General features: G+C 60.7%; 19 protein-coding genes. All 19 read right to left on the reverse strand.

Annotation, left to right across the window (positions count from 1 at the left end; translation table 11 throughout):
- Positions 1–116: 116 nt before the first annotated feature.
- The 19 genes from infB to hslU all read right to left on the reverse strand — a co-directional run bounded on the left by infB (position 117) and on the right by hslU (position 20,596).
- A complete protein-coding gene (gene infB / locus FIV03_RS03995; protein WP_152508747.1) occupies positions 117–2,849 on the reverse strand; it encodes a translation initiation factor IF-2 in 2,733 nt (910 codons plus the stop codon).
- 29 nt (positions 2,850–2,878) lie between these two features.
- Positions 2,879–3,514, reverse strand: a complete 636-nt coding sequence (locus FIV03_RS04000; protein WP_031268706.1) for an RNA-binding protein — start codon at positions 3,512–3,514, stop codon at positions 2,879–2,881.
- A 140-nt stretch (positions 3,515–3,654) separates the two neighbouring features.
- Positions 3,655–5,310: a transcription termination factor NusA gene (nusA, locus tag FIV03_RS04005; RefSeq protein ID WP_062490911.1), complete on the reverse strand. Its 1,656-nt coding sequence runs from the start codon at positions 5,308–5,310 to the stop codon at positions 3,655–3,657.
- 67 nt (positions 5,311–5,377) lie between these two features.
- Positions 5,378–5,971 carry a ribosome maturation factor RimP gene (gene rimP, locus FIV03_RS04010; RefSeq protein WP_031268707.1) on the reverse strand — a complete coding sequence of 198 codons (594 nt, stop codon included), beginning with the start codon at positions 5,969–5,971 and terminating at the stop codon, positions 5,378–5,380.
- Positions 5,972–6,272: 301 nt separating this feature from the next.
- A complete protein-coding gene (locus tag FIV03_RS04015; RefSeq protein WP_152508748.1) occupies positions 6,273–6,959 on the reverse strand; it encodes a tRNA (guanine(46)-N(7))-methyltransferase TrmB in 687 nt (228 codons plus the stop codon).
- A gap of 80 nt (positions 6,960–7,039) precedes the next feature.
- Entirely contained in the window at positions 7,040–8,212 is a 1,173-nt protein-coding gene (gene metK / locus FIV03_RS04020) for a methionine adenosyltransferase (protein WP_022999115.1), read from the reverse strand.
- Positions 8,213–8,324: 112 nt separating this feature from the next.
- Positions 8,325–8,729: a helix-turn-helix transcriptional regulator gene (locus FIV03_RS04025; protein WP_023014432.1), complete on the reverse strand. Its 405-nt coding sequence runs from the start codon at positions 8,727–8,729 to the stop codon at positions 8,325–8,327.
- 190 nt (positions 8,730–8,919) lie between these two features.
- Positions 8,920–10,536: an apolipoprotein N-acyltransferase gene (gene lnt, locus FIV03_RS04030; protein WP_209009851.1), complete on the reverse strand. Its 1,617-nt coding sequence runs from the start codon at positions 10,534–10,536 to the stop codon at positions 8,920–8,922.
- Between the two features lie 157 nt (positions 10,537–10,693).
- Entirely contained in the window at positions 10,694–11,890 is a 1,197-nt protein-coding gene (locus FIV03_RS04035) for a hemolysin family protein (protein ID WP_022999118.1), read from the reverse strand.
- A gap of 35 nt (positions 11,891–11,925) precedes the next feature.
- Positions 11,926–12,441 carry an rRNA maturation RNase YbeY gene (gene ybeY, locus FIV03_RS04040; protein ID WP_075281731.1) on the reverse strand — a complete coding sequence of 172 codons (516 nt, stop codon included), beginning with the start codon at positions 12,439–12,441 and terminating at the stop codon, positions 11,926–11,928.
- A gap of 16 nt (positions 12,442–12,457) precedes the next feature.
- Complete coding sequence (locus FIV03_RS04045) at positions 12,458–13,519, reverse strand: PhoH family protein (protein WP_022999120.1); 1,062 nt, start codon at positions 13,517–13,519, stop codon at positions 12,458–12,460.
- 84 nt (positions 13,520–13,603) lie between these two features.
- Complete coding sequence (gene miaB, locus FIV03_RS04050; RefSeq protein WP_228872652.1) at positions 13,604–15,019, reverse strand: tRNA (N6-isopentenyl adenosine(37)-C2)-methylthiotransferase MiaB; 1,416 nt, start codon at positions 15,017–15,019, stop codon at positions 13,604–13,606.
- 234 nt (positions 15,020–15,253) lie between these two features.
- Positions 15,254–16,120 (reverse strand): lysophospholipid acyltransferase family protein, encoded by an 867-nt coding sequence (locus tag FIV03_RS04055; RefSeq protein WP_022999122.1) that lies wholly within the window; start codon positions 16,118–16,120, stop codon positions 15,254–15,256.
- Complete coding sequence (locus FIV03_RS04060; RefSeq protein ID WP_031268709.1) at positions 16,113–16,562, reverse strand: Fur family transcriptional regulator; 450 nt, start codon at positions 16,560–16,562, stop codon at positions 16,113–16,115. Before FIV03_RS04060 ends, FIV03_RS04055 begins: the two co-directional genes overlap by 8 nt.
- A gap of 54 nt (positions 16,563–16,616) precedes the next feature.
- A complete protein-coding gene (gene rimI / locus FIV03_RS04065; RefSeq protein WP_022999124.1) occupies positions 16,617–17,105 on the reverse strand; it encodes a ribosomal protein S18-alanine N-acetyltransferase in 489 nt (162 codons plus the stop codon).
- Entirely contained in the window at positions 17,102–17,779 is a 678-nt protein-coding gene (gene tsaB, locus FIV03_RS04070; protein ID WP_152511814.1) for a tRNA (adenosine(37)-N6)-threonylcarbamoyltransferase complex dimerization subunit type 1 TsaB, read from the reverse strand. The genes rimI and tsaB overlap by 4 nt, the downstream gene beginning before the upstream one ends.
- Before the next feature lie 180 nt (positions 17,780–17,959).
- Positions 17,960–18,517, reverse strand: coding sequence for a NifU family protein (locus FIV03_RS04075; protein ID WP_152508749.1), 558 nt, complete (start codon positions 18,515–18,517; stop codon positions 17,960–17,962).
- A 190-nt stretch (positions 18,518–18,707) separates the two neighbouring features.
- Positions 18,708–19,202, reverse strand: a complete 495-nt coding sequence (locus tag FIV03_RS04080; protein WP_031268712.1) for a universal stress protein — start codon at positions 19,200–19,202, stop codon at positions 18,708–18,710.
- Positions 19,203–19,291: 89 nt separating this feature from the next.
- Positions 19,292–20,596, reverse strand: a complete 1,305-nt coding sequence (gene hslU / locus FIV03_RS04085) for an ATP-dependent protease ATPase subunit HslU (protein WP_022999128.1) — start codon at positions 20,594–20,596, stop codon at positions 19,292–19,294.
- Position 20,597: the final 1 nt, after the last annotated feature.

Here is a 20,597-nt window from a genome sequence, read left to right on the forward strand (position 1 = left end):
GTGCGAATACCACGGCCGAGCCATGGCATAACGGCGTTACCTGCGACCAGATACGACGTCAGCGGCTTAATTGAATAAGCCGCTGACATCAGTTTCAAGTAGATTTCTGACTTCGATCAGAGTGTCCGTGCGATCTGCTCGACGCGGAAGCACTCGATGACGTCGCCCGGACGCATGTCCTGGTACTTGACGAAGTTCATGCCGCATTCCTGACCGGATTCGACAGACTTGACCTCGTCCTTGAAGCGCTTGAGCGTGCCCAGTTCGCCTTCGTGGATGACCACGTCGTCGCGAATGAGGCGAACGTTGGCGCCACGTTCCACGACACCTTCGGTGACCAGACAGCCTGCAACCTTGCCGACCTTGGAGATGTGGAAGATTTCCTTGATCTCCGCATTGCCGAGGAAGGTCTCGCGGCGCTCCGGCGACAGCATGCCCGACAGGGCCGCCTTGATGTCGTCGACCAGGTCGTAGATCACGTTGTAGTAACGGATCTCGATGCCTTCGCGGCTTGCCGCTTCACGAGCCTGCTTGTTGGCACGCACGTTGAAGCCGATGATCGGAGCCTTGGAAGCGAGCGCCAGCGTGACGTCGCTTTCGGTGATGCCACCGACACCGGAGAGCAGGATGCGTGCGCCGACTTCCTCGTTGCCGAGTTCGTTGAGCGCATGGGCAATCGCTTCCGCGGAGCCCTGCACGTCGGCCTTGAGCACCAGCGGGAACTCTTTTTTGCCGGTTTCCTGCAGACGGTTCATCATCTGCTCGAGCGAACCACGCGTACCGGAGGCGACCACGGAGGCCTTCTCGCGGATCTGGCGCTGACGGTAATCGGTAATTTCACGGGCGCGGGCTTCGTTGTCGACGACCGCAACCATGTCACCGGCTTCCGGCGTGCCCTGGAAGCCCAGAACCTCGACCGGTTTGGCCGGACCGGCTTCCTTCACCTGGTTGCCATTCTCGTCGAGCATGGCGCGGACGCGGCCCCACTCGGCACCGGCAACAAGAATGTCGCCCGGCTTGAGTGTGCCCTTCTGCACCAGAACGGTGGCAACCGGACCACGGCCCTTGTCGAGCTGCGCTTCGATGACGATACCTTCCGCCTTGCGGTCCGGATTTGCCTGGAGTTCCAGAACTTCGGACTGCAGCAGGATCATTTCCAGAAGCTTGTCGAGGCCCTGGCCACTCTTGGCCGAGACTTCCACATCGATCACGTCACCGCCCATGGATTCCACAACGAGGCTCTCGCTGAGAAGTTCGGTACGGACGCGGTTCGGATCTGCTTCCGGCTTGTCCATCTTGTTGATGGCCACGATGATCGGTACGTCGGCCGCCTTGGCGTGCGCAACGGCTTCCTTGGTCTGCGGCATGACACCATCGTCGGCAGCAACAACAAGGATCACGATATCGGTCGACTTCGCACCGCGAGCACGCATCTGCGAGAACGCAGCGTGGCCCGGGGTATCGATGAAGGTGATCTTGTTGCCGTCCTGATCGACCTGATAGGCGCCGATGTGCTGGGTAATGCCGCCGGCTTCGCCGGTGACAACCTTCGACTTGCGGATCGCATCGAGCAGCGAGGTCTTGCCGTGATCGACGTGACCCATGATGGTCACGACCGGAGGACGCGGCAGCAGGGTGGCCGGTTCGTCTTCCGTGGTGAACAGACCTTCTTCGACGTCTGCTTCAGACACGCGCTTGACCGTGTGGCCCATTTCCTCGGCGATCAGTTCGGCGGTATCGGCGTCGATAACGTCGTTGATCTTGAGCATCTGGCCCTGCTTCATGAGAAGCTTGATCACGTCCACGGCGCGCTCTGCCATACGGTTGGCGAGTTCCTGGATCGTGATGGCTTCCGGCAGAACGACTTCACGCATGATCTTTTCACGCACGACCTGCTGCTGCCCGCGCTTCGCCTTTTCCTGGCGACGGCGCATGGAAGCCAGAGACCGCGCACGCTGGCCGTCGTCGCCACCGGTGGCGGCGGAGATGGTCAGCTTGGAGCGGCGGCGGTCGTCGCCAGTGCGCGGACGCGCGGCGGGAGCCGGAGCCTGCTTCGGGCGTTTGACCGCACGAACGCTCTTGTTGTTGCGATCGTCTTCTTCGGATTCTCCGCGCTCGGGTTTCGCACGTGCGGCCGGAGCTTCCGGCGCCTTGCGCTTGCCCATGTCGTCAAGGCTGGGCGGCTTGCCGCCGTCGGCGTGAGCCGGCTTGCGAACCACGGTGCGACCGGTTGCTTCCTTGCGCACAGGCGCAGCAGCTTCCGTTGCCGGTTCGGCGACAGGTTCGCTCTTCGGTTCGGCCTTGGCCTGTTCCGCAGCCTGGAGAGCTTCTTCGGCTTCACGCTTTGCGCGCTCTTCCGCTTCCACCTTGGCGCGGGCCTCTTCTTCGGCCTGACGCTGCGCGGCTTCAACAGCCCGGCGCTTGTCTTCTTCTTCGCGGCGCTTGCGGTCTTCCTCGTCGCGCACCTTCGCCATCTGAAGGGCTGCCGCACGTGCTGCCGCTTCTTCCTTGGTCAGGGTGCGCAGAACGTTGCCGTTGCCCTTTTGGCGCTGGCCGGAGGCAGACCGGCGGGCCTGCTTGGTCGCCTGTGGATCTGGCTGTGGCGGCGTACGCGGCGCTTCAGCCGGCCGCTCGAGGCGCTGTGTTGTCGGCGCAGGAGCTTCTGCTTTCGCTTCCTGCCCCGGGAGTACAACACGACGCTTCTTCTTTTCCACGACGACGGCTTTGGTCCGGCCATGCGAGAAGGACTGCCGAACAGTTCCCTGATCGCCACCGCCGCGCTTTAGGCCAAGCGTTTTGCCACGCTCAACGCTGATTGTCTTGTCGCCTGGATTTTTCGTATCGCTCATATTGCCTTCAGTCCTGCGCAACCGCCTTTTCAAGCGTTGCCATTATCGCTGCTTGCCCCGGAGGAGTTGCGAAAACGCTCCAGGTCACGCACCCGCGACAGGAAGTTTTCGCTCGCCTGCCCCGCAAGCAGTGCAGCATGTATCACATTTGACCGGCCCAATGCCAAATCCAATTGGTCCGAATCGAACAAACGGACGATTTGGCATCCGTTTGCGTGTTCCTGAGTGCCGGCAGCCAGTGCCGCCAGCTTCCTTACCCCGTCTTCTGCAGCGTCCGAGGCATGGACCAGCCCGGCGACATCTTCCTGCCGCAGAGCTGCTTCAACTTTCGCATATCCCGTTACCAGCTCGCCGGCCTTGCGCGTCATGGAGAGCGCTTGCAGCGCCGATCGTTCCATGAGCGCATCAACCCGATCCGCCAGTCCCGGCTCGACAGAGGCTTCCCCTTTAAAACCCCTGCCGAAGACCTTTTTCCGGTCCTTTTCGGCAACAGCCACGACTTCTTTCGTGGCGGTTATCCAAACACCACGCCCTGGAAGAACCCGCTTCAGATCCGGAACCACCTCGCCTTGCGGGTCGAGGACGAACCGGATCAGCGCACTGACGGGCTGAACCTCCCGGGTCACGGCACATTGCCGTTCGGTCGGCTCACTCTTCCTGGGCACGCTGCCACTCCTTTAGATCAACCTGCTTTCCGGTGCGAACACCTTCGGCGCAGAAAAGTTGATCGAACTTGCGAATTCGAAGCTGCCGATCGGCCGGGGCCATACCGGAAGCTTCATACAGGAGGCTTTTGCCTCTCTCGTTACCCGTTCAGGATCGCGCCGCCCTGCGGCTCTTCTCCAACGGTCTCGGCCATTTCGGCCTCGTCTTCTTCTTCGGCTTCTTCTGCCTCAGCCTGAGCTGCGAGTTCTTCCTCGGTGATCCAGCCGGCGGCCAGACGGGCGGCCATCACGACGTTTTCCGCTTCAGCGCGGGACATGTCGAATTCCGAAAGAGCACCTTCGAAGCGCTTGGTTTCACCGTCCTTGCGTTCGGTCCAGCCGACGAGATCGTCAGCAGCGCAACCGGCGAGGTCTTCCATCGTCTTGATGTCGTCCTTGCCCAAGGCAACCATCATAGCCGTTGTCAGGCCATCAATCGACCTCAAGTCGTCGGCAACGCCGAGCGAAATACGCTCTTCGTCGAGTTTTGCTTCCAGCTCGGCCAGGTAATCCCGGGCACGTGCCTGGATTTCGACGGCGGTGTCGTCGTCGAAGCCTTCGATCATGGAGATCTCGTCGAGCTCCACATAGGCAACTTCCTCAACCGAGGTAAAGCCTTCGGTCGCCAGCAACTGTCCGACCATCTCGTCCACGTTGAGGGCTTCCATGAACAGCTGCGAGCGCTCCAGGAATTCCTTCTGGCGGCGGTCGCTTTCTTCCTGCTCGGTCATGATGTCAATGGCCCAGCCGGTCAGCTGTGAGGCCAGACGCACGTTCTGGCCGCGGCGGCCGATCGCCAGTGATAGTTGGTCATCGGGAACGACAACTTCAATACGTTCGGCGTCTTCGTCCAGAACAACCTTGGCAACTTCGGCCGGCTGCAGGGCGTTGACGATGAAGGTTGCCGCTTCTTCGTTCCACGGGATGATGTCGATCTTTTCGCCCTGGAGCTCGCCAACAACGGCCTGGACGCGGCTGCCGCGCATACCCACGCAGGCGCCGACCGGATCGATGGAGCTGTCCTTGGAGATCACGGCGATCTTCGCGCGCGAACCCGGGTCACGGGCAACGGACTTGATCTCGATGACGCCGTCGTAGATTTCCGGAACTTCCTGGGCAAACAGCTTCGCCATGAACTGCGGATGCGTGCGCGACAGGAAGATCTGCGGGCCGCGCTGCTCGCGGCGAACGTCGTAAATGATGGCGCGGATGCGGTCGCCCGTGCGGAAGATTTCGCGCGGGATCAGCTCGTCGCGGCGGACGATGCCTTCGCCGCGGCCAAGATCCACGATGACGTTGCCGTATTCCGCGCGCTTGACGACACCGTTGACGACTTCGCCGACACGGTCCTTGAATTCTTCGTACTGACGGTCACGCTCGGCTTCGCGCACTTTCTGCACGATGACCTGCTTGGCGGACTGGGCGGCGATACGGCCGAAATCGAGCGGCGGCAGCGGTTCGGCAATGAAGTCGCCGATGCTGGCTTCCGGATTGCGGGCCTGCGCGTCATCAAGAGAGATGTCGGTGGAAACGTTCTCGACAGTGTCAACGACCTGAAGCAGGCGCTGCAAACGGATCTCGCCGGTCTTCGGATTGATTTCGGCACGGACTTCCGTTTCCGTACCATAGCGGGAGCGGGCTGCCTTCTGGATCGCGTCTTCCATTGCATTGATGACGATCATCCGGTCGATGGATTTTTCCCGTGCGACCGCGTCAGCGATTTGCAGCAGTTCCAGCCGGTTCGCGCTGATTGCCATATTCCACTCCTCTTGCGCCAAGGATCGGTTCGGGCGCGTTCTTCTTCTTTCCCTTAGAGCCTGTGGCTCAGTTGGGCATGTTGTCCTGCGACAGCTCGTCATCCTGGCCACGGGCGGCAAGCGCCGCCTTTTCCGCCTGAAGAGCTGCGGTAATCAAGTCATCGGTCAGAACCAGCTTGGCTTCGCCGATGTTCTCCAGCGGCAGCGCCACGGTGTCCTCTTCGCCTTCCCGCACATCGGGCAGCCGAAGGTTGGCCTTGCCGTCTTCCGCGCCGAGGAGCTTGCCCCGGAACCGCTTGCGGCCATCCAGCATGACGGCCATCTCGACCTTCAGCTCATGGCCGGCCCAGCGATTGAAATCGCCGGCCCGCACGAGCGGACGATCGATACCTGGAGATGAAACTTCTAGATGATATGCCCGGTTGATCGGGTCTTCGACGTCGAGCGCAGGCGAGACGGCCCGGCTGATGGTTTCGCAGTCCTCGACCGTCATGGTGCCGTCGGGGCGCTCCGCCATGATCTGCAGGGTGCAGCCGTTCTGAGCACTGATCTTCGTACGCACCAGTCGGTAGCCGAGGTCCTCGATGACCGGCTCCACAATTGCGGCAACACGGGCATCAAGACCCTGTTCCGTCACAATTCTCGGTTCGTGTGCGCTCACACTTGGCTCCTGTTGGCGGCCGTTACCGGCTCTTGAGCATCAGATGCACCTGATTGTCGATTTACATAGGGCAGTCCTGCTCGAACTCGTTGGTTTCCGGTTATGTAAGCAAAAAAGAGCGGGTCCCCGGCGGGCCCACTCTCAAAGTGCTCAGATAAGCCGTTTGAGGTGAAACACGGGCTGTATAACGCCAAAGGGGGCAAAAAGGCAAGAGGCCGGGCCAAATTCCTCAAAGAAGTTGGCGCCAGTCCAGAATCCCCCGATAAACGGCAGCAAATGCGCCGTTCTCCGCGCTACGCCGCTACACCCTGCGGAAGGTCAGGTAGCGTCCGATACGCCCCTCGCGGATGGCCTTCGCCTCGTAGCGTGTACTCGGCCAGCCTTCCCAGGGCGTTTTCCAGTCGGATGCAGTTTCCGCAGCCCATTCGAACGCCACATGGTCGCGGCAATGGCGCAGTGTCCAGTCGACGTAGGTATCGATGTCGCTGGCAAAACGGAATTCGTGGCCGGGCTTGATGACCCGGGCATAGCGATCGAGATTCTGCTCGTTGATGAACCGGCGCTTCCAGTGGCGCTTTTTCGGCCAGGGATCCGGATAGAGCTGATAGGCCAAGTCGAGACTTGCCTCGGGCAACCAGTCCAGCACATTGACGGCATCATCATCGTAAAGGCGGATATTGCGGAACCCCTCCCCCACGACGGCATTCACGGCCTTGGCCATGCTGCCGACGAAAGGTTCGACGCCGATGAAGCCGACACGCGGATTGGTTCTGGCCCGGTGGAGCAGATGCTCACCGCCGCCAAAACCGACCTCCAGACACACCTCGTCGACATCCGCATCAAAGAGGGTCTTCAGATCCTCCGGAGCGGGGGTCGCCAGGTCCAGCGCGAGGCGCGGCAGTTCGTTTTCCATCAGCGCCTCACGGCGCGGGCTCAACGGCTTGCCCTTGCGGCGGCCGTAAAAGGAACCTTCGTAGCGGTCAGTCATAATTCAACTTCAAAACGACAGATCGCCGGCACTGAACCGGCGATCTGCTTCACTTCTTCCATGTTCAGCGTAAGCGCAGCTTATCCCGCAAGCGGGCGCAGCGCGTCAACCAGATCCGTCTTTTCCCAGCTGAAGCCGCCATCGGCCTCAGGTTCGCGGCCGAAGTGGCCGTAAGCGGCGGTGCGCTCATAGATCGGGTTGTTCAGCTTCAGGTGCTGGCGAATGCCGCGCGGGCTGAGACCCATGACATCGCGCAAGGCTTTTTCCAGCTTGGCTTCATCGCAACGGCCGGTGCCATGCAGGTCGACGTAGACCGACAGCGGCTCCGGAACGCCGATGGCGTAGGAAAGCTGAATGGTGCAGCGGTCGGACAGATCGGCCGCAACAACGTTCTTGGCAAGATAGCGCGCCGCGTAGGCTGCCGAACGGTCCACCTTGGTCGGATCCTTGCCGGAGAATGCGCCGCCGCCGTGTGGAGCTGCACCACCGTAGGTGTCGACAATGATCTTGCGGCCGGTCAGGCCTGCATCACCGTCAGGGCCGCCGATGACGAAGGCGCCGGTCGGGTTGACGTGCCAGACGGTGTCGCCGGTGATGAAGCCTTCCGGCAGTGCAGTGCGGATGTAGGGCTCGACAATGGCGCGCACGTCGGAGGAGGTCAGGGCCGGATCCAGATGCTGGGTCGACAGAACGATCGAGGTTGCCTCGACCGGCTTGCCGTCGACGTAGCGGACGGTTACCTGGCTCTTCGCGTCCGGGCCGAGCGCAGGCTCCTGACCGGATTTGCGGACGTCGGCCAGAAGACGCAGGATCTTGTGCGAAAACAGGATCGGAGCCGGCATCAACTCTTCGGTTTCGCGGCAGGCGTAGCCGAACATGATGCCCTGATCGCCCGCACCTTCGTCCTTGTTGTCGGCGGCATCAACGCCCTGGGCGATGTGTGCGGACTGCGCGTGAAGGTGAACGGCGATATCGCAGTTTTCCCAATGGAAACCGTCTTGCTCGTAGCCGATATCCTTGACGGCCATGCGGGCAAGATGAGCGATGTAATCGTTGGTGATGGTTGACGGACCGCGGGTTTCGCCGGCGATCACGATGCGGTTGGTCGTTGCCAGGGTTTCACAGGCAACGCGCGCTTCCGGCATTTCCTTGAGGTAGGCATCTACAACCGCATCGGAAATACGGTCGCATACTTTATCCGGATGCCCTTCGGAGACGGACTCGGAGGTAAACAGGTAATTCTGACGTGCCATTGGCGATCGTCCTTCTGGGAATGAATATGACAGAAGCGGCGATTGTCATCGCCGCTCCGTCTGCATCAATCTTAGAAGTTCTTCGCCGCGTCAAGCGCGCGCGTGAATTTTGTCAGTCGTCGCCAGCCAGAGACCGGACCAGATCGACGATCCGGCGGCGTACTTTCGGGTCTTCAATCCGCACGAATGCCTTGTTCAGGGACAGGCCTTCGGAAGAAGACAGGAAGTCGACAACATAGGAGGTCGGCTGCGTTTCGCCGAAGCCTTCCGCCTCTTCAGGCGTACCGGGCGCATCTTCGAAGAAAAAGGAAACCGGGACTTTCAGAACGGTTGCGATGTGTTGCAACCGGCTGGCACCGATACGGTTGGTGCCTTTTTCGTATTTCTGGATCTGCTGGAAGGTGATGCCCAGACTTTCGCCAAGCTTTTCCTGACTCATGCCTAGCATCATGCGGCGAAGCCGGACGCGGCTGCCAACATGAATATCGATCGGATTCGGAGACTTTTTACTGGGCATCTGTGTCGCTCTTTCTTTTTCTCGCGGAAAAAGCCCGCTCGTTTTCGTTTGCACAAGCTCTCCTGACATCCCCCCACAGGCTCAAGAGACCGAAGTTTGCCCGCAACCTTTCACTTGTACATGAAGCAGCCTTCAATCGGCTATTTCACGGTTGTATCACAGTTTCTTCACTCAACTCAAACAAAAAATATCAATTTACACGCGAATCGCGGTTGTATTGGTAAAACCCGGCAAATACTACGATAAGAAACGAGATAACGAGCACCGGCAGATCGCCAAAAATGCCGTAGAGAGTATTGTCTAGTCTCTGCGGAAGCTTGGAATCGATCAGACCTTTTTCGAATATCGCGAGTTTCGCGACCACCTGACCTTTGGCATCAATCACCGCTGAAATGCCTGTATTTGCAGCTCTAATCAGCGGCAGGCCGGTTTCGATGGCACGTAAACGAGCCTGTGCGAGGTGCTGATAAGGGCCGGGCGTCCGGCCAAACCAGGCGTCGTTGGTAACGTTCAGCAGAAAATCCGGCCTCCTGGAAACACCGTCCAGAGATCCCGGAAAAATTGCCTCATAGCAAATCATGGGTAGAAAACTAAAACTTTCGGAGGTGGTCAGTACACGCGGTTGATACCCGGCCTCGAACCCATCCATGGGGCCTGCAAGGTTAGAAATTCCCAGTGATTCAAGCAGAGGTTTAAACGGAACGTATTCACCGAAAGGTACGAGCCGAACCTTGTCGTAGATGCCCTGGACGGTGCCCTCGGTGCCGATGACAAAGACGCTGTTGAAGTAATCTGCCCCTCTCATGCCGGGCTCGGCCCGGATCGCACCGGTCACCAGTTCGGTCTTGTCACCGAGCGACTGACCGATCCGGAACAAGGCTCCCGGCTCCTGTGTCAGCAGGAAGGGAACGGCCGATTCCGGCCAGACCACCATGCGCGGCTGTCCGACGCGCGCGGCGCCGCCAAGCGGCGCTTCGGTCATGTCGAGGAAGGTCTGAAAGATCTCGTCGCGCAGCTCCGGCCGCCATTTGTCTTTCTGATCGATCGATGGCTGCACGATTCGGATGTCCAGATCGGCAACAGGCAATGCCGTCTGCCAGAGCCTGACGACGCCGTAACCTGCAACCGCGGCCAGAGCAACCGCGGCAATGACAACGGCCGTCACGCGCTGGCGAAACGGGCGAGCGTCGGCCAGAACGGCCGGCGTCGAAAAGATCGCAACCACGAAGAAGGTGAGACCATAGAGCCCGACAAGACTTGCCGCCTGTGACACACTCAGCGATCCGGACACGCCATAGCCGAAGGCATTCCAGGGAAATCCGGTCAGGACATGGCCGCGCAGCCAGTCCGTCAGTGTCAGGCCGGCAGCAAGTACCAGGATGCGGCGAAACTGGTCACTCCAGAATATCGCGGCCAGTCCCACCCCAAGGCCCGTGAACAGCGCCAGCCCGACAGGCATTGCCAGCACGGCAAAGGGCATCAGCCAGGCAAAGCGCTCCGCTTCCACCAGAAACGCCGCGCCGATCCACCAAAGGCCCGAGAGAAAATAGCCGAAGCCGAACAACCAGCCGAGCGCGAAGCCGGTGCGAAACCGCTGAACCCGCTTGCCGGGTGCGGGATCGACCGCTCCGTCCAGCATCCAGACCAGACAGGGAAACGTGACCAGAAGCACGAAGGTGAAGTCATAAGGGGGAAGCGCAAAGGCCGTCAGCGCACCGCAGGCGGCGCACAAGAGACGGCGCTGCCAGCCCCATGCCAGAAGAAAGGTATTTGGCAGGGCCGACAGGCGGTGTGACAACCATTGCATCAAAGAGCTTCCCCATACTTGCGGTCAGGAGATTTGTCGGCTCGCCGCAGTGGGGTCAAGGGTTAATACCAACGGCGCGCGAAGAAGTCGCTTCGAGACGACGGGCCATCGGCACCGTTGGCAAGCATCCATTTGGCTGGTTTCGGCGTCCGGCCGCTCATCCGTTTCCGCTGGACGCAGCAACCTTGGTCTTGGTGCTTTCGCTGTCCTGGCTGCTCTCGCCGGAAACGGAATCGGTCCGCTTTGGACGGCGGCGAAGATCCGGCGGGCGCGCGTCGGCGCGGCGGCGGCGGATCTTCAGGCGCTTGATGCGGCGCGGATCCGCATCCATTATCTCGAACTCGAACCCGGGCACTTCATCCGGCACCAGCAGCAGCTCGCCGCGGACCGGTACGCGGCCAACGGAGACATAGAGCAGACCACCGAGCGTATCGACGTCCTCGGAAATCTCGCCGTCGTTCAGCTGCGTGCCGAGCGCTTCGTCGAGTTCCTCCAGCGGCAGACGCGGATCTGCGATCCACACGCCCTCGCCGGCGGCAGCCAGCATGGCTTCCTCGTCCTCGTCGTGTTCGTCTTCGATATCACCGACAACTTCCTCGACAAGATCCTCCAGCGACACAAGTCCGTCGGTTCCGCCGTATTCGTCGATCACCAGCGCCATCTGGATACGATCGGCCTGCATTTTCGCCATCAGGTCTGTCGCCGGCATGGACGGCGGCACGAACAAGAGATTGCGCAGCAGATCCGTGTCCTTCAGCGAGACCGACAGGTCGACACAGGACAGGTCCAGGTCAGGCATGTTGTGACCGTTTCGCGCAGGCGCATTCGAATTGGACGGTTGAAAGCCGGTTGTATCGTTTTCATTGTCCACAGAAGTTGCAGGACGGTTCGAAGCGCCACGTTCTGCGATATAGGCCATCAAATCCTTGATGTGGACCATGCCCCGCGGATCGTCGAGCGTCTCTTCGTAAACCGGCATGCGCGAATGCCCGCTCGTCTGGAACAGTTCCATGACGCGGCTCAGGCTGGTTTCCAGATCGACCGCGTCGATATCCGCACGCGGGATCATGACGTCGTCGACGCGCAATTCACGCAGTCTCAGAATGTTGCCGAGGAGCATTCGCTCTTCCGGCGAGAAGGCAGCATCACCACCTTCGCGAGCAAGCTCGTCCTCCAGGTTCTCGCGCAAGCTCGAAGACTGGCGGCCCAAGCGCAGGAAGCGTTTGAGGAGATCGAGAAAGGCCGCAGGTTTCTGCGGCTTCAGCTGTTGCGGGTCTTCCCCGTCCTGGTCCTGTCCGGTGCTGGCAGGCTTCTGCCCGGTTGCCGGACTTTGCGGTTCAATTGAGTTCATCATCCATCAATCAAGAACATCACATCCCATGATGCCACTTAACCGCCGTCGGCCACAAGTGGCCTGTCCGCGTAAGGGTCATCGATGCCAAGAGACGCCAGAATGGACTTCTCAAGGCTTTCCATCAGTTCCGCCTCTTCACTTTCCTGATGATCATAATCGAAAAGGTGAAGCAAACCGTGAACAGTCAGATGGGTAAGGTGATCGGAAAATTCAATTCCAAGGTCTGCAGCTTCCGCTGCGACGGTTTCATAGGCGAAAACGATGTCCCCCAGAAGGGGGCCATAAACGTCGCCTTGCGGATCGCTGCCGGGAAAGGACAGGACGTTTGTTGCCTTGTCCTTGTCGCGCCATTTCGCGTTCAGCTGCCGGATCGACGCGTCGTCGGTAAACAGCAGCGAGACTTCGGTTCCCTCCAGCACTTCCAGATCCGCCCCTGCAAAGGCAGCGGTGATTGCCTTTGCAGTTATTGCTTCCAACTGGCTTTCCGCCGGCCAATCACCCGCTTCTATCGAAAGGTCGATCTGAAAACTATCAGGCAATCGGTCTGGCATCGTCGGCAAGGGCTTTTCAGGAATTTGCGGCTTCACGAGGGCGCGCAGAGGCACCGTCGCGGTCCGCACCACGTTGTCGCTCGGCAAAGCGGCGCTCGCGCGCTTCCGATTCTTCCCGAGAGGCGTTGTCGTAAGCGGTCACGATCCGTCCGACCAGTTCGTGACGGACGACGTCTTTCTCGTTGAAGCGGATGTGGGCAACTTCCGGAATGTCCGTCAAAAGCCCCAGCGCTTCGCGCAGACCGGACATCTGTCCTGACGGCAGGTCGATCTGGCTCGGATCGCCGGTGACGATCATCTTCGAGCCTTCCCCAAGACGCGTCAGGAACATCTTCATCTGCATGGAGGTCGTGTTCTGTGCCTCGTCGAGCAGCACCACCGCGTTGGAGAGCGTGCGGCCGCGCATGAAGGCGAGCGGCGCCACTTCGATCATGCCGGACTGCAAGCCACGGTCGACCTTCTCGGCAGGCATCATCTCGTAAAGCGCATCGTAGATCGGCCGCAGGTACGGATCGACCTTGTCCTTCATTTCACCCGGCAAAAAGCCGAGGCGCTCACCGGCTTCCACGGCAGGACGGGACAGGATCAGACGGGCCACATCGCCGCGCTCCAGAAGAGCTGCTGCATAGGCAACCGCCAGAAAGGTCTTGCCGGTACCGGCAGGGCCGGTTCCGAAAATCAGGTCGGCCCGATCCATCGACCTGATATAGGCATCCTGGGTCGGTGTGCGGGCGACGATCGTTTTCCGGCGGGTCGCGATCTGGGCGAAGGCCAGCCGGGACTTCGGCTCCAGCGTCGGCAACGGCAGCTGCGCTTCCGCAGCCGCTGCCATGCGCAGCGCGCCGTCGACATCACCCGGGTGGATTTCCTGTCCCTGCAGCAGACGCTGATACATGGCTTCCAGAGCCGTGCGCGCCTGGGCGCAGCCAACCTGGCTGCCTTTCAGTGTCACCTGGTTGCCCCGGGCAATCGCATCGATCCCAAGACGCTGCTCGATCAGCGCAAGGTTCTGGTCGAATTGCCCAAACAGATCTCCGATCAGCCGGTTATCTTCAAAGGCAAGAACAATATGGGTCATGTCGGAGGCCGAACCGGCCGCAGAGGATTGTACCGAAGACTTGCGGGATGAAGAGTGGCTGTCGCGCGTCAAATGACGTCTCCTTTAGGCCGCCGGAGCCGGGATGCGTCCGGACCTTCCAAGATCATCTTGCCCCGCAATCAGCCGCCCGAACAGGGAATTGGACCCGATGTCGACGATTTCCACCGCTTGTATCGACCCGATGAGGTCTTCAGGTGCATCCAGTTGCACCGGCTGCAGCCACGGCGACTTCCCGACCAGCTGTCCGGGATTGCGGCCGGTCTTCTCCAGAAGCACATCGCAGGTCATGCCCAGACGCGAGGCGTTGAACGCCTTCTGCTGCTCGGCAACCAGCGCCTGAAGCGCGGCCAGCCGTGCGGACTTGACGTCCTCCGGCACCTGTTCGTCCATGGTCGCGCCGGGCGTACCGGGCCTGGAACTGTATTTGAACGAGAAGGCCGAGCCGTAGCCGACCTGTCGAATCAGATCCATCGTGTCTTCGAAATCCTGGTCGCTCTCGCCCGGGAAACCGACGATGAAATCGCCTGAGAGCGCAATGTCGGGAGAGACCTCGCGAATGCGGTCGATCAGGCGGAAATACTCATCGCGCGTGTGCCGGCGGTTCATCGCCTTCAGGATCTTGTCGGACCCGGACTGCACAGGCAGGTGCAGATACGGCATCAGGCTTTTCAGGTCCCGATGCGCCTCGATCAGGTCGTCATCCATGTCGCGCGGATGGCTGGTGGTATAGCGCAGCCGGTCCAGACCGTCGATTTCCGCCAGGCGCCGCAGCAACCGGCCAAGACCCCAGACGGCACCGTCCGGCGATGTGCCGTGATAGGCGTTGACGTTCTGGCCCAGCAACGTGATCTCGCGTACCCCGGCCGCGGCCATGCGTTCGGCTTCGCTGACGATCTGCTCGACAGAGCGGGAGACTTCGGCCCCGCGCGTGTAGGGAACGACGCAGAAGGTGCAGAACTTGTCGCAACCTTCCTGCACGGTCAGGAAGGCGGACGGCGGGCGTTTGAGAACCTGCTTTTCGGCACGTTCCGACAGGTGATTGAACTTGGCGTCGATGTCGAACTCGGTCTCGACAACCTTGGAGCCCGCGCGGGCCTTTTCCAGAAGGGACGGCAGCTGATGATAGCTCTGCGGGCCCACCACAAGATCGACAATCGGCGCCCGGCGAGAAATTTCCTCGCCCTCCGCCTGCGCAACGCAGCCGGCGACACCCACCATCATGTCCTTGCCGGATTTTGCCCGCTCTTCCTTGACCTTGCGGATGCGGCCAAGCTCCGAATAGACTTTCTCGGCTGCCTTTTCTCGAATGTGGCAGGTGTTCAAAATGACAAGATCCGCATCTTCCAGATCGTCCGTCGCCTCGAATCCCTCCGGTGCCAGCACATCGGTCATGCGCTCGCTGTCGTAGACGTTCATCTGGCAGCCATAGGTACGCACGAACACCTTGCGGGTGTTCCCACCCTTGCGGGCGTCTGTCATATCGGCGGTGGAAACGGCGGTGACGTTCGTTTCCATGTCTTGTTCAGGGCGGCTTGTCATTCGCTCCTCGTGGGGCTCCTCAGGGCCTTGATACGCTGGCCTTTTTCAGGCGGCCGGATGTCGTGAATGTCGGTACCTTCATCGGGCAGTTCACCCGGCACAGGCACAGGATCGATCCGTCCTTCATGCCCGGGACCCGCGCCTGAGACCGGCGGCGGACGGCACCTTGCAAATTCAGGCGCCAGCTTTAGCGGTTTTTTCCGCGTTTGAGAAGAACTCGAGTGTCTCGATTTCGCTGAAATCTTCGGTGTCGACCGGCTTTTGCAGCAGCGAGGCTATCGTCATGGCCCTAACCTCGGTTTCCAGGCGGCGGGTCAGGGCTTTCCGGTCCGTTGTCCGGTCAACCAGAACCGGCTCGCCCCAGCGCACCACCACGTCGAGTGCACCGCGCGAAAAGATGCCCCAAAGATGGCCGGCGAGTTCCATATCGCCATACCAGGCGACATGCGGCCGATGGGCACGACCCATCGGCAGGCCGTAAAAGCCCTGATAGGCGACCGAAAGTGGCTGCACCCAGACTTTCGAGGTTTCGTCCTCGCCGACCGCACGGGTGGCGGCGCCCAGTAGGGCCGAGCGAAACGGCAGGACGCAATTGCCGTCGTTGGAGGTACCTTCGGCAAACAGGACCATCGCGTCCCCGGCAGCCATACGATCGGCGATGGCATCGGCCACCTGGGCGGTTTCCGTGCGCCGGGTGCGATTGACGAACACCGTGCGCTGAAGCTTGGCGAACAGGCCGAAAATGGGCCAGCCTGAAACCTCGGACTTGGCGATGAAGGAGAGAGGCATCAGCGAGCCGACCACGGTGATATCGACCCAGGATGCGTGGTTGGAGGCGATCAGCAACGGCCGGTCCACGGCCGGGGCCCCGATCTGCTCGATCTTGATGCCCACAAGCCGGGTGGCGATCCGGTGCCAGAGCTGGGGTAGTTTGCGCTGCATCTTCAGCCCGAGCTTCACCGCCAGCCACTGAAGCGGGATCAGCACCAGCGAGACCAGCGTCAGAAGGAAGATGATAACCCCGGCCTTGAGCTCAGCCATCGCCCTGATTATCCTTCGGGACATCGAGCGGGACGCCATAAAGTTCCAGCCGGTGATCGACCAGACGGTAACCCAGCTTCTTGGCGATGAATTCCTGCAAGGCCTCGATTTCCTCGTTGCGGAACTCGATGACCTGGCCGGAGCGCAGATCGATCAGATGGTCGTGATGCTCGTCCGGAACGGTTTCATAACGCGACCGGCCATCACGAAAATCGTGCCGTTCGATCATGCCGGCGTCCTCGAACAACTTCACCGTGCGATAGACCGTCGAAATGGAAATGCCAGGATCGATCGCCACGGAGCGGCGGTAGAGTTCCTCGACGTCCGGGTGCTCGTCGGACGCGGCTTCGATGACGGAGGCAATGACGCGACGCTGTTCGGTCATGCGCATACCTTTTTCGATGCACAAGTCCGCTAGCGTTGATTGCCGCTCTTCCGCCATTGCGATGCCGTCCGCTGTCTGTTTCCGATACCGTATCCGTTTCCGCTACAGCGCTTAACCAAGATCGACGCGCATGACAAGCGCGGTGCCGTCTCCTCCACTGTCGCTGTAATAGCCTTTGCGGCTGCCGACTTCCTTGAAGCCGAGCGCCCGGTACAGCAGCAGAGCCGGTTCGTTGGCTGCGTCCACTTCCAGAAAAAGGTGTTTGCAACGTTCACCGTAGAGCCGAAACAGGCCGGCTTCCATCAGCTTCTTGCCGATGCCACGGCCGCGCTGGCGCGGGTGAACCGCAATGGTGATGACCTCGGCTTCGTCGGCAACGGTGCGCACGATCAGGAAACCAAGCGGTGCGCGCGTGCCATAGGGGCTCGCCCGGCGTGCCACCAGAAACATCGTCCCCGCATGCGCTTTCATCCGCGCAAGCTCGTCCGTATTCCATTTGTGCTTGAAACAAAGCGCGTGGATGTCGGCAATCTTTGGTAGATCCTCGTCCAGCGCCTCTTCTATCACCGGCGGCTGGGTCCAGAACCACCAAAAACTCATTGCCGTTCTATCCTTCCCTTCGTTTGCGGTGTCGCATCGGGCGGCCGCAAATAGAGTGGCGAAGGGGATGACCTCGAAGGATCGGCGGAGATCCCCAGTTCCGCGACATCCCGAATACCCGGGAAAGTGCTGCGGGACAATATCGCGCTTTCCGGAAGCCCAAGCTCCCTCGCGATTTTTTCCGATGCCGATCCTGCCAATCTTATGTCCTTGGGCAGGTTCGCCGCAAGATCTGCGATGGTACGGACACCGGCTTCATCGGCAGCGCTGCCGGACGCATGATAAAGCTGGCAATAGACCTCGTCTGCCTTTCCGGTCAGCGCCACCAGCACGGGACCGCCGTCATCCCCTGGCACGGCGGAACGGGCAATGGCTGCCAGGGTCGTTACGCCGACAACCGGCTTTCCGAGCACGAGACCAAAGCCACGGGCAACCGCCAGTCCGACGCGAAGGCCGGTAAAGCTGCCGGGTCCGATGGTCACGGCAACGCGGTCGAGCTCGGAAAAGGTGGTGGACGACTCGGCCATGACCTCACCGATCATGTCCATCAGCTTCTCGGCATGGCCTCGGCCGATCTCCTCGCCGCACGCCTCGAAACACGCGGTTTCGACACCGTCGTCGAGAACGGCGGCGGCGCAATTGGCAAGGGCTGTATCGATGGCGAGGACGCGCATTCCGGTTTGGCTCATGGTTTTCGTGTCCCACATGCCACTACCCCGCCCCGGCCCGCGAGTCGAGCGGGGCTTTGGACCTAAGTCCAAAGGGGGGCTTGCCTTCCACAAAGAATGGGAGTCGAAAATATTAAAGGCCCGGACAAGAGGCCGGGCCTTTGAAATTCTTCAGGAATGCTCCGATCAGATCGGGCGGACTTCTTCGACTTCCGGAACGAAGTGACGCAGCAGGTTCTGGATGCCGTGCTGCAGGGTTGCCGTGGATGACGGGCAGCCGGCGCAGGCACCGCGCATGGACAGATAGACCACGCCTTCCTTGAAGCCCTTGAAGGTGATGTCGCCACCATCCTGCGCCACAGCCGGACGCACCCGGGTTTCCAGGAGTTCCTTGATGGTGCTGACAGTGTCCGCGTCACCTGCCTCGAAGAATTCACCTTCCTCGATATTTTCCGCTTCGCTGGTGGCCATGACCGGCTGACCGGACATGAACTGCTCCATGATCACGCCCAGGATGGCGGGCTTCATGTGCTGCCAGTCGGTTTCGTCCTTGGTCACGGTCACGAAGTCGTGGCCGAAAAAGACCGCGACCACGCCCGGCACGTCGAACAGTTTCTGTGCAAGAGGCGACACCCCGGCGTCCGCCCTGGAGCGGAAATCGTAGGTTCCCTCCGGCAGGACAACCCGTCCCGGCAGGAATTTCAGTGTCGCCGGATTGGGAGTGGCTTCGGTTTGAATGAACATCTTGTCTCGTCCTTGCGCTTCAGGTCGCGCCCATGTTGCCGGCTTCGTTTTGCGCCTCACCTCCATCGCAAAACGCCGATGAATGTTTCTAACGTATCTCTCGGCAGTTTGGAACCGTTAAAAACTAGATAGGTGCAGATCATTCCTGGTCAAGCCGTCTTCTTGAATCCGCCAGCCCTGCGATCGCTCGTCAAGCCAGCGCGGCGATGGAATCATCATCCAGGTTACCCGGCACGATCGTCACCGGAATGGGGAAGGTTCCCGCGGATTTTCCGGCAATCGACGACACCAGCGGTCCCGGCCCTTCGGAGCCCGTGCTGGCGGCCAGGATCAGGATGGCGATGTCGGCATCCGCCTCGATCAGCTCCATGATCTCCTCGGCCTTTGTCCCTTCCCGCACCACCGATTCCGGTTCGGTACGGGCAACGGACCGCACGCGCTCGGCGGCTTTCGCAAGTGCTGCCTCGGCTTCTTCCTGGGCTTCCGCCCGCATGATGTCTTCAACCCCCAGCCAATGCTGGAAGTCCCCAGGTGCAATGATGAAGACCAGCGTCACGACGCCGCCGGTCCGGGCCGCCCGTTTTGCGGCATATACGATCGCCCGGTCACATTCGGGCGTCTCGTCGACCACGACCAGAAACTTCCGGCGGTGGCCTTCCTCGTTGCTTTTTCTGATAGCTACCATGGGCCGCATGCTGCCACCGGTCCGCGCACTCCGCAAGCGGCGAAATCGCCGCGCACGGAGCGCTCAACCGGTGTCTTTCCGCATGCCTCCTAGAGGATGAACTTCGACAGGTCGACGTTCTTGGCAAGGTCGCCGATGTTGTCGCGAACGAATTTGCCCGTGATCTCCACCTCTTCACCCGGACGGTCCGGCGCCGTGAAGGAAATCTCGTCGAGAATGCGCTCCATCACCGTCTGCAGACGGCGGGCACCGATGTTCTCGACAGAGGCATTGAGATCAACCGCAATCGAGGCGATCTCGTCGATGGCATCCTCTGTGAAGTTCAGTGTGACCTTTTCTGTTTCCATCAGCGCCACATACTGCTTGATGAGGCTGGCTTCCGGTTCGGTCAGGATCGCACGGAAATCGTCCTTGTCGAGCGCACGCAGCTCGACCCGGATCGGCAGGCGGCCCTGCAGCTCCGGCAAAAGGTCCGAAGGCTTGGCGACGTGGAATGCACCGGAAGCGATGAACAGGATGTGGTCGGTCTTGACCGGCCCGTGCTTGGTGGAGACCACCGTTCCTTCGATCAGCGGCAGCAGGTCACGCTGCACGCCTTCACGAGAGACATCGGCTCCCGCACGGCCTTCACGGGCACAGATCTTGTCGATCTCGTCCAGGAAGACGATGCCGGAATTCTCGACAAGTGAAATTGCCTCTTCCACCACCTTGTCGTCGTCGAGCAGTTTGTCGGATTCCTCGTTGATCAGGAGCTGGTAGCTGTCGCGAACGGTGGTGCGTTTGGTCTTGGTCTGGCCGCCGAACGCCTTGCCCAAGAGGTCGGAGACATTCATCACCCCGACGCTGGCACCCGGCATGCCCGGCAGATCAAAGCTCGGCATCTGTGCCTGGGCCCGGACCTCGACCTCGATTTCCTTCTCGTCCATTTCGCCATTGCGCAGCTTGGTGCGGAAGCTGTCCCGGGTTGCCGGGCTTGCGTTCTTGCCGACCAGCGCATCCAGCACGCGTTCCTCGGCCAGCATGTGTGCCTTGGCCTTCACCGCTTCGCGCTTCTGGTCGCGCACCAGCGTGATGCCGGCTTCCACCAGATCACGGACGATCTGCTCCACGTCGCGGCCGACATAGCCGACCTCTGTGAACTTGGTGGCTTCCACCTTGGTGAAGGGGGCATTTGCCAGCTTTGCCAGACGGCGGGAAATCTCGGTCTTGCCGACGCCGGTCGGGCCGATCATCAGGATGTTCTTCGGCAGAACTTCCTCGCGCATCTGGCCTTGCAGCTGCTGGCGGCGCCAGCGGTTGCGCAATGCAATTGCGACCGCGCGCTTGGCATCTTTCTGGCCGACGATGTAGCGGTCGAGTTCGGAAACGATCTCACGCGGAGAAAAATCGGACATT

This window comes from Labrenzia sp. THAF187b, assembly GCF_009363375.1.
GTDB lineage: Bacteria > Pseudomonadota > Alphaproteobacteria > Rhizobiales > Stappiaceae > Roseibium > Roseibium algicola.

Coding starts and splice junctions, on each gene's coding strand:
- tsaB (WP_152511814.1), bottom strand. CDS start 17,779: ATGCGCGTCCTCGCCATCGATACAGCCCTTGCCAATTGCGCCGCCGCC.
- FIV03_RS04025 (WP_023014432.1), bottom strand. CDS start 8,729: ATGCCCAGTAAAAAGTCTCCGAATCCGATCGATATTCATGTTGGCAGC.
- lnt (WP_209009851.1), bottom strand. CDS start 10,536: ATGCAATGGTTGTCACACCGCCTGTCGGCCCTGCCAAATACCTTTCTT.
- FIV03_RS04015 (WP_152508748.1), bottom strand. CDS start 6,959: ATGACTGACCGCTACGAAGGTTCCTTTTACGGCCGCCGCAAGGGCAAG.
- infB (WP_152508747.1), bottom strand. CDS start 2,849: ATGAGCGATACGAAAAATCCAGGCGACAAGACAATCAGCGTTGAGCGT.
- miaB (WP_228872652.1), bottom strand. CDS start 15,019: ATGACAGACGCCCGCAAGGGTGGGAACACCCGCAAGGTGTTCGTGCGT.
- FIV03_RS04055 (WP_022999122.1), bottom strand. CDS start 16,120: ATGGCTGAGCTCAAGGCCGGGGTTATCATCTTCCTTCTGACGCTGGTC.
- nusA (WP_062490911.1), bottom strand. CDS start 5,310: ATGGCAATCAGCGCGAACCGGCTGGAACTGCTGCAAATCGCTGACGCG.
- FIV03_RS04045 (WP_022999120.1), bottom strand. CDS start 13,519: ATGACCCATATTGTTCTTGCCTTTGAAGATAACCGGCTGATCGGAGAT.
- FIV03_RS04060 (WP_031268709.1), bottom strand. CDS start 16,562: ATGGCGGAAGAGCGGCAATCAACGCTAGCGGACTTGTGCATCGAAAAA.
- FIV03_RS04035 (WP_022999118.1), bottom strand. CDS start 11,890: ATGATGAACTCAATTGAACCGCAAAGTCCGGCAACCGGGCAGAAGCCT.
- FIV03_RS04080 (WP_031268712.1), bottom strand. CDS start 19,202: ATGGTAGCTATCAGAAAAAGCAACGAGGAAGGCCACCGCCGGAAGTTT.
- hslU (WP_022999128.1), bottom strand. CDS start 20,596: ATGTCCGATTTTTCTCCGCGTGAGATCGTTTCCGAACTCGACCGCTAC.
- FIV03_RS04075 (WP_152508749.1), bottom strand. CDS start 18,517: ATGTTCATTCAAACCGAAGCCACTCCCAATCCGGCGACACTGAAATTC.
- ybeY (WP_075281731.1), bottom strand. CDS start 12,441: ATGCCAGACCGATTGCCTGATAGTTTTCAGATCGACCTTTCGATAGAA.
- rimI (WP_022999124.1), bottom strand. CDS start 17,105: ATGAGTTTTTGGTGGTTCTGGACCCAGCCGCCGGTGATAGAAGAGGCG.
- metK (WP_022999115.1), bottom strand. CDS start 8,212: ATGGCACGTCAGAATTACCTGTTTACCTCCGAGTCCGTCTCCGAAGGG.